Source organism: Corynebacterium sp. (genome assembly GCF_022712195.1).
In the GTDB taxonomy this organism is placed as follows: domain Bacteria; phylum Actinomycetota; class Actinomycetes; order Mycobacteriales; family Mycobacteriaceae; genus Corynebacterium.
Map to the genome: position 1 here is coordinate 65,419 of NZ_JALAGY010000061.1, position 8,324 is coordinate 73,742.

Annotated in this window: 6 protein-coding genes and 1 tRNA gene; 6 read left to right on the forward strand and 1 reads right to left on the reverse strand. The window is 71.0% G+C overall.

The window, feature by feature from the left end; translation table 11 throughout:
- The first annotated feature begins 80 nt into the window (after positions 1-80).
- From Q0A34_RS07885 to Q0A34_RS07900, 4 genes are all read left to right on the forward strand, one after another.
- Positions 81-2,402, forward strand: coding sequence for an excinuclease ABC subunit UvrA (locus Q0A34_RS07885; RefSeq protein ID WP_291479447.1), 2,322 nt, complete (start codon positions 81-83; stop codon positions 2,400-2,402).
- Between the two features lie 69 nt (positions 2,403-2,471).
- A complete protein-coding gene (menD, locus tag Q0A34_RS07890; protein ID WP_363316437.1) occupies positions 2,472-4,301 on the forward strand; it encodes a 2-succinyl-5-enolpyruvyl-6-hydroxy-3-cyclohexene-1-carboxylic-acid synthase in 1,830 nt (609 codons plus the stop codon).
- 6 nt (positions 4,302-4,307) lie between these two features.
- Positions 4,308-4,787 (forward strand): DUF3592 domain-containing protein, encoded by a 480-nt coding sequence (locus tag Q0A34_RS07895; RefSeq protein WP_291479448.1) that lies wholly within the window; start codon positions 4,308-4,310, stop codon positions 4,785-4,787.
- Positions 4,788-4,798: 11 nt separating this feature from the next.
- Complete coding sequence (locus Q0A34_RS07900) at positions 4,799-5,491, forward strand: demethylmenaquinone methyltransferase (RefSeq protein ID WP_291479449.1); 693 nt, start codon at positions 4,799-4,801, stop codon at positions 5,489-5,491.
- 4 nt (positions 5,492-5,495) lie between these two features.
- Here Q0A34_RS07900 and Q0A34_RS07905 read toward each other — a convergent pair whose 3' ends face one another.
- Complete coding sequence (locus Q0A34_RS07905; RefSeq protein ID WP_291479450.1) at positions 5,496-6,800, reverse strand: geranylgeranyl reductase family protein; 1,305 nt, start codon at positions 6,798-6,800, stop codon at positions 5,496-5,498.
- 189 nt (positions 6,801-6,989) lie between these two features.
- Here Q0A34_RS07905 and Q0A34_RS07910 point away from each other — a divergent pair, with 189 nt between their 5' ends.
- Positions 6,990-8,009, forward strand: a complete 1,020-nt coding sequence (locus Q0A34_RS07910) for a polyprenyl synthetase family protein (RefSeq protein WP_291479451.1) — start codon at positions 6,990-6,992, stop codon at positions 8,007-8,009.
- Positions 8,010-8,085: 76 nt separating this feature from the next.
- Positions 8,086-8,167 (forward strand) — tRNA-Tyr (locus tag Q0A34_RS07915).
- The last annotated feature ends 157 nt before the right edge of the window (positions 8,168-8,324 follow it).

Consider the following 8,324-nt stretch of genomic DNA (forward strand, 5'->3'; position numbering starts at 1 on the left):
CAGCCACCGGGCGGATGCAGGCCGGGCGGCAGGGCGGCGGGAGTGCCCGGGGGACGGACTTTTCCTGTATGAAAGGTCCAATGAGCGACTCCCGCCACGACACGATCCATGTCCGGGGTGCCCGGGCCAACAACCTGAAGAACATCGACGTCGACATCCCCAAGCGGAAACTCACCGTGGTCACCGGGGTCTCCGGGTCCGGGAAGTCCTCGCTGGTCTTCGGGACCGTCGCCGCGGAATCCCGCAGGCTCATCGACGAGACGTACAGCGCCTTCATCCAGGGGTTCATGCCCAGCCTGCCGCGTCCGGACGTCGACCTGCTGGAGAACCTCTCGCCGGCGATCATCATCGACCAGGAGCGCATGGGCGCGAACTCACGGTCCACGGTGGGCACCGCGACAGACGCCTCCTCGCTGGTCCGCATCCTGTTCAGCAGGCTCTCCGAGCCCCACGTCGGGCCGTCCGGCCACTTCTCCTTCAACCTCCCGGAGGGGTGGTGCCCCACCTGTGAAGGCACCGGTGTCGGTGCCACGCTCGACCTGTCCGCCTTCCTCGACGAGTCCAGGTCCCTGAACGACGGCGCGATCGACGCCCCGGGATTCGGTGTGGGTGACTGGTACTGGTCGTCCTACGCCAGGTGCGGCCGGCTCGACCCGGACGTCCCGGTCGCGGACTACACACCCGAGCAACGGGAGTTCTTCCTCTATGCCCCGTCACAGAAGATCAAGGTCCCCAAGGAGGACAACAGCGGCTTCTCCACGCTCAGCTACGACGGGCTGGTCACCCGGATCCGCCGGCTGTGGATCGACCGTGACACACCGCCGAAGCAGAAGCAGATCGTGAACTTCGTGGAGCGGATCAGCACCACCGGGCCGTGTCCGGACTGCCGGGGCACCCGCCTGAAGGAGGCGTCGCGCACCGCCACGGTGGCCGGGCGCACCATCGGGGAATGGAACTCCACGCAGATCACGGAGCTCCGGGGTCTGGTCCGGGGGCTGGACACCGAACCGTCCGTGGGACCGGTGGTGTCCGGCCTGACGGGCATGCTCGACAACCTCGTCGACGTGGGTCTGGGCTACCTCAGCCTCGACCGTCCGGCGGGCACCCTGTCCGGCGGTGAGGCGCAGCGGGTGAAGATGATCCGCCACCTCGGTTCCCCGTTGTCGGACGTGACGTACGTCTTCGACGAGCCCACGATCGGGCTGCACCCGCATGACATCGACCGCATGATCGGCCTGCTGCGGCGGATCCGCGACAAGGGGAACACGGTGCTGGTGGTGGAGCACAAGCCGGAGGTCATCGAGGCCGCCGACCATGTCGTGGACATCGGGCCGGGGTCGGGTGAGGCCGGTGGCGAGGTCGTCTACTCCGGGACCTACGCGGGACTGCGCGGGGCCGGCACGCTCACCGCACGCTCGCTCGAACGCGGGCTGTCGCTCCGGGAGGAGGTGCGACGACCCACCGGGGCCGTCCACCTGGAGCACGTGGGCGTCAACAACCTGCAGGACGTCTCCGTGGACGTGCCTCTCGGGGTCCTGACCGTGGTCACCGGCGTCGCAGGCTCAGGGAAGTCGTCGCTGATCCACGGCGGGCTGACCGGGCACGACGGGGTGACGGTCGTCGACCAGTCCGGAATCCGCGGATCGCGGCGCTCCACCCCGGCGACGTACACGGGGCTGCTGGACGACGTGCGCAAGCTCTTCGCCCGGGCGAACAAGGCCGCCGGGGCCACTCCGGCGCAGTTCAGCCCGAACTCCGAGGGCGCCTGCCCGGTGTGCAACGGGCTCGGCGTGGTGTACACCGACCTGGCGATCATGGCGGGTGTCTCGACCCCGTGCGAGGAATGCGGGGGACGGCGCTTCCGGCCGGAGGTGCTGGAGTTCACCCTGGCCGGACGCAGCATCAGCGACGTCCTGGACATGACGGTGCGTCGGGCCGTGGAATTCTTCTCCGGGGACGTCCCCCCGGGCGCGGCGTCGCGTGGGGTGTCGGCGGTGCTCGAACGGCTGATGCAGGTCGGTCTCGGGTACCTGCGGCTGGGCCAGCCGCTGAACACCTTGTCCGGTGGCGAGCGCCAGCGGCTGAAGCTCGCCGCGAAGATCGGCGAGGGGCTGAAGGGGGCGGACGGTTCCAGCGTGATCGTGCTCGACGAGCCGACGTCTGGCCTGCACCTGGCGGACACCGGGATCCTGGTGACGATGATGCAGTCCCTGGTGGACGACGGCTACAGCCTGGTGGTCATCGAGCACGACATGGCGGTGATGGCGGCGGCCGACCACGTCATCGACATCGGGCCGGGGGCGGGGCACGAGGGCGGCCGCGTGGTGTTCGAGGGCACGCCCGCGGAGCTGGTGGCCTCCGGGACGGTGACCGGACGGCACCTCGCCCGCGCGGTGGGGTGACCGTCCCGCCCCGCCGCTTTCCCGGCACCGTTTTCAGCCGACCTGCCGTATCCGGGTAGCGTCAGGGCTGTGACTGAACGGATGCACGCGCACGACCACAACGACTCCGTCCCGACCCCGTCCCCCGCCACGCAGGTCGCGGCGGTCGTCGTGGACGCCTTCATCGCCAACGGTGTGCGGGAGGCCGTCGTCTGCCCGGGGTCACGGTCGGCGCCGTTGGCGCTGGCGTTCGCCGAGGCCGACCGCCTGCACCGCCTGCGCCTGCACGTGCGCACCGACGAGCGTTCGGGATCCTTCCTGGCCCTGGGTCTGGCCAAACGTTCGGGCCGTCCTGTCCCGGTGGTGATGACCTCGGGGACGGCCGTGGCGAACTGCCTGCCCGCCATGGTCGAGGCCACGGCTGCGGGGGTGCCGCTGGTGGTCGTGTCGGCGAACCGGCCGTGGGAGCTCCTGGGGTCGGGGGCGAACCAGACGATCGACCAGTTCGGCATCTTCGGCACCCACGCGGTGGCCGCGGTGGGGATCGACGCCGCAGCGCGCCCCGGCGTGCCGGTGGACGTGGACGCCGTCCGGGGGCAGGTGGCGCACTCCGTCCTGCGGGCGACGTCCCCGGTGGACGCCGGCGGGGTCCAGGTCGACATTCCCTTCGCCGAACCTCTGGTGCCGGTGTCGACGGCGGAGGTGAGCCTGGCGGCGAGGGAGGCTGACGGGCAGGCGAAGGGCACGGTCCGGGCGTCCGGTGGTCTGCGGACACCGTCGCGGCCCTCGGCGCCGGTGGACCTGTCGCGACGTACCCTCGTCGTCGCCGGCGACGTGCGCGACAAGGTCTGGGCACAGCACCTCCTCGACGAGCTGGCCGGTGTGCCCACGATCGCCGAGCCCGGCTGCCCCGCGCCCGACACGCCGGTGCATCCGGCGGCCGCGGGCCTGTTCGCCGGTGAGATCGGCGCGGACGTCGGCGACGGCGGGTACCGGGCGCAGACGCGTCCTGAACAGATCGTGCTGATCGGACGGCCCACCCTGCACCGCGGGATCGCCCGGCTGCTCGCGGACCCGGGGATCCGGGTGTTCCCGGTGTCGGACCGCGCGACGGCGCCGTCCGTCGGACGAACGGACCTGGACACGGCCGCCCCGCTGCACGGTGTCACGGTCACCGGTGAGCACCCCCGCGGGTGGCTGCGCACCTGCGCCGCCGCCGGTGAGGTCGCCGCTGAGGCGGTGCGGGACGAGATCGCCGGGGAGGGGTTCACCGGGCTGCACGTCGCCGCGGCCGTGACCGACAGTCTCGCCGACGGTGACGCCGTGGTGCTCGGGGCGTCCTCGGCCGTGCGGGACGCCTCGCTGACCGGACTGCCCTTCCCCGGTGTGGACGTGACCGCCAGCCGCGGCGCCGCCGGCATCGACGGGACGGTCTCCACGGCGGTGGGGGTGGCGATGGCCCACGCGTCCGAGCAGCCGGACCTGGTGCGCGCGCCGCGGACGGTGGCGCTGATGGGGGACCTGACCTTCCTGCACGACATCAACGGGTTGTCGGCGGGCCCGGGGGAGCCCCGCCCGGAGAACCTCGTGATCGTGGTCTCCAACGACGACGGAGGCGCCATCTTCGAGACGCTCGAGGTCGGGGCGTCCGGGCTGCGGCACTTCGACGACGGGGCGTCCGCGTTCGACCGGGTCATCGGCACACCGACGGGGGCGGACCTCGGCGCCCTGTGCGAGGGATACGGGGTCGACCACCGGCGGGTGGAGTCCCTGCAGGAGCTGGTCCTGGCGTTGGAGGAGCACGCGGAGGGGGCCGGCGGCCTGCTGGTGCTCGAGGCCGTGGTGTCCCGTGCCACGCGGGAACGGATGCACCGGGACCTCACCGCGAAGACCACGGTGTCGCCGGCGGGGAAGGGGTAGCCGGACGTGCTCACGGTTCCGTCGTTCATCCGCTCCTTCCGTCCGTCACGGACGCTGGTCCACCGCCGCCTGGTGCAGCTGGTGCTGGCGCTGTTCCTCCTGGCCACCGCGGTCTGCGGCATGGTCGTGGTCAACGCGGCGGTCAATGACGTGAAGATCTCCCGGGACCGTGGTGTCGCGGTGGCGGACGTCCTCAGCGAGGGGGCGACGACGCTGGTGCGCTTTCGCGACGACACCGGGGTCTACCACCAGCCGGACCGGGGCCTGAAGTACCCGACCGGGTTGTCCCGGGGGGACCGGGTCTACGTCGACTACCAGCGTTCTGACCCGGAGAACGTGAAGGTCCAGGGGCGGGCGTGGACGTTGTCGCTGATCCCCGCCGTGTCTGTGTGGGTGGTGGCCACGGCCGTGACGGGGTTGTTGTTCGGGGCGGTCCGGCTGTGGTGGCGTCGGGGGAAGGCGGGGGAGGGCCCGTCGATCGACTAGGCTTGGTCACCGTGTCACGAGCCAGCCTGGAGAAGAACCCGTCCGACGTCGCCCGCATGTTCGACGCCGTCGGAAAGAACTACGACCTGACCAACACGGTGCTCTCCTTCGGGCAGGACCGTGTGTGGCGGAAGCGGACCCGCCGTCGTCTCGACCTCGCCCCGGGGGACCGGGTCCTGGACCTCGCCGCCGGCACCGCGGTGTCCACCGTGGAGCTCTCCGAGTCCGGCGCCTGGTGTGTGGCCTGCGACTTCTCCCCGGGAATGCTGGCCGCCGGCAGGGACCGGGACGTGCCGAAGGTGTGCGGGGACGGGATGAACCTCCCCTTCCCGGACAACACCTTCGACGCGGTGACGATCAGCTTCGGGCTGCGCAACATCGTCGACCCCGCGGCGGGCCTCCGGGAGATGGCCCGCGTCACCCGGCCGGGGGGACGGCTCACGGTGTGCGAGTTCTCCACCCCGGTCGTCCCGGTGTTCCGGACGGTCTACATGGAGTACCTCATGCGGGCACTGCCGGCGGTCGCCAAGGCGGTCTCCTCGAACGCGGAGGCCTACGTCTACCTGGCTGAGTCTATCCGCGAGTGGCCGGACCAGGAGGCGCTGGCGTCACTGGTCAACAGCTCCGGGTGGGAGGGCTGCGGGTGGCAGAACCTCACCTTCGGGATCACGGCGCTGCACAGCGCGACGAAGCCGGCGGAGTAGCAGGTCAGGAGGCCCCGAACAGGGGCCGTGACTCCGCGTGCCAGAACCGGTCGTGGGCGCCGCTGAGACGCCCCGCCGCCAACCAGGCCCTCGCCGTGAGGTCCCTGTCCTCCGGGGTCACCAGGTTCCCCATCAGGCGGGTGGCGGTACCCATCAGGGGTTCGGCGAGAGGGCCCCGCATGCCCAGAGGGCCGAGCGCGGACAGCAGCCCGGGCCTGGTCAGCAGGGTGGCCGCGCGTCGGGCGAGGGAGAATGCGTCGCCGTAGCGTCCCCGCAGGTGGTCGGGCCACAGGTGGCGCAGTCCGTCGGGGGAGCGGTCGGCGTCCGGGAGCAGGTCGACCACGTCGGCCCCGGACTCGAGGGCGTAGTCGATGCCTTCACCGTTCAACGGGTTGACCAGGGCGGCGGTGTCGCCGACGGCGGCCCAGTTCACCCCGGCGACGCGGGTCACGGCCCCGCCCATCGGCAGCAACGCGCTGGCGACGAGGGTCGGTTCACCCAACTGCCACCCGTCACGGCACTGCCCGGCGTAGGACGACAGCAGCCTGCGGACGTTGACCTTCGCCGGACGCCGGGAGGTCGACAGCGTCCCGCACCCCAGGTTCACGGCGGAGCCGTGCCCGCCGGTGGTGCCGAGCGGGAAGATCCAGCCGTACCCGGGCTGCGCGACGCCGTCGGAGTCCCGGAGCTCCAGGTGCGAGTGGATCCACGGTTCGTCGCCGAAGGGGCTGGGGCAGTAGGAGCGGGCGGCCACCCCGTGGACGAGTCCGCGCAACCACTGCACTCCGAGGGTGCGGGCGAGCACACTGCGCACGCCCTCGGCGAGGACGAGGTAACGGCAACGCACCCTGGAGCCGTCGGCGAGGACCACGGCACGGACCCGGTGGGCCCCGCGTACCAGGTCGGTCTCCACGTCCACGGCCTTGCTTCCCGTGACCAGCCGCGCCCCGGCGGCGACGGCCCGCTCCACGAGGGCGTTGTCGAGGTCGCTGCGGGCCACGGCCGTTCCCCGTGCGGGGAACTCGGGGTGGTCGGGCCACGGGGCGGTGACCGAGCCGCCGAAGCCGTGGAGTCTCAGCCCCCGGATCTCCGGACGCCCTGCGGTCGTCGCGACGAGGTCGGAGGCCCCGAGCCGGTCCAGCGCGTGGACGGCGCGCGGGGTCAGCCCGTCGCCGCAGGTCTTGTCGCGCGGGAAGTCCTGCATGTCCACGAGGAGGACGTCGCGACCGGCGTGGGCGGCACGCAGGGCTGCGGCGGAACCCGCTGGTCCGGCCCCGACGACGAGAACTTCGCACTCTGTGTCATTCATCGCCGACCATTCTGGCACGGCGCTGCACCGGGACGGACAATCAGCGGCACGTGGCGGCCACGTACCCCCGCCCGGCACGCGGGGAGATCAGTTGCCGTTCGTCTGGGTTCGTGCCGAGGTGCTGGTCTACAGTAGCGGGGAGCAAGATTTTCCAGAGAAGACGTTTGACGGACAGAGGCTACGTAATTCATGGCAAGCACTAACTCGGATGTGCGGGTGGGGCTCGATCTCGGTGACGAGTACCTGAACACCGCTGTCCCGGACGGCCTGGCACGTGTGGAGGCCAGGCTCCGCGAGGTCCTGTCGTCCGGGGAGAGCTTTCTCACCGACAAGATCAGCCACCTCGCGGTCTCCGGCGGGAAACGCTTCCGTCCGATGTTCGCCCTGCTGGCGGCACAGTACGGGCAGGACGGGCAGAGCAGTACGCGCGCTGACGTCACCGACGCGGCCGTCGTCGTCGAACTCACACACCTGGCCACGCTCTACCACGACGACGTGATGGACGAGGCGGAGCGTCGGCGGGGCGCCCCGAGTGCGAACGCCCGCTGGTCGAACTCCGTGGCCATCCTCGCCGGGGACTACATCTTCGCCGTCGCCTCCGGACTGATGGCCGACCTCGGCACCGAGACGGTCCGTCACTTCGCCGAGACCTTCGGCGAGCTCGTCACCGGTCAGATGCGTGAGACTGTCGGCCCGCCTGCGGGCGAGGACGACATCGAGCACTACATGCAGGTCATCCAGGAGAAGACCGGAGTGCTCATCGCCTCGGCCGGTTACCTGGGCGCACTGCACGCCGGCGCGCCCGAGGAGTACCGTGCCGCGCTGTTCCGGTTCGGGCGGCACCTCGGGCAGGTCTTCCAGATCGTCGACGACATCATCGACATCTGGTCTGATCCGGAGACGTCCGGCAAGACCCCCGGCACCGATCTGCGTGAGGGCGTCTTCACCCTCCCCGTGCTCTACGCGATGCGGGAGGACACCGTGGGCGGGGCACGCCTGCGTGAACTTCTCACAGGCCCTGTGACGGACGACGAGCTCGTCGATGAGGCACTGACCCTCATCCGTGCGTCCGACGGACGGGAGCGTGCGTTGGCGGACGTCGGACGCTACCGCGCACTCGGGGAGGCGGAACTGGCTCTGCTCCCGGACATCCCCGCCACGACGGCGCTGCGGAACCTCATGGACTACTCCCTGGGGCGGCTCGGGTAGGAGTAGGCACTGACCTGCTGATTTGCAGGTTGGGTGATGCGTCGTAGTAGGGTATCCCTCGCACCGTGAGGTGCACGCCAGGTTGCCCGAGCGGCCAAAGGGAGCGGACTGTAAATCCGCCGGCATTGCCTTCAAAGGTTCGAATCCTTTACCTGGCACAGACACGGAACCGCCCGGAGAGTGGAGACACTCCCCGGGCGGTTTTCTGCGTGCCGGAGCCACTGCGGCCGGGACGCCGTACGGCAGGGGCGGTCCAGGGTGTCCGTCCGCTCGCCGGAGGAGAGGGGGCCGGACGGGTGGTGGCTGGGGCGGCAC

Coding starts and splice junctions, on each gene's coding strand:
- Q0A34_RS07885 (WP_291479447.1), top strand. CDS start 81: ATGAGCGACTCCCGCCACGACACGATCCATGTCCGGGGTGCCCGGGCC.
- Q0A34_RS07905 (WP_291479450.1), bottom strand. CDS start 6,800: ATGAATGACACAGAGTGCGAAGTTCTCGTCGTCGGGGCCGGACCAGCG.
- Q0A34_RS07910 (WP_291479451.1), top strand. CDS start 6,990: ATGGCAAGCACTAACTCGGATGTGCGGGTGGGGCTCGATCTCGGTGAC.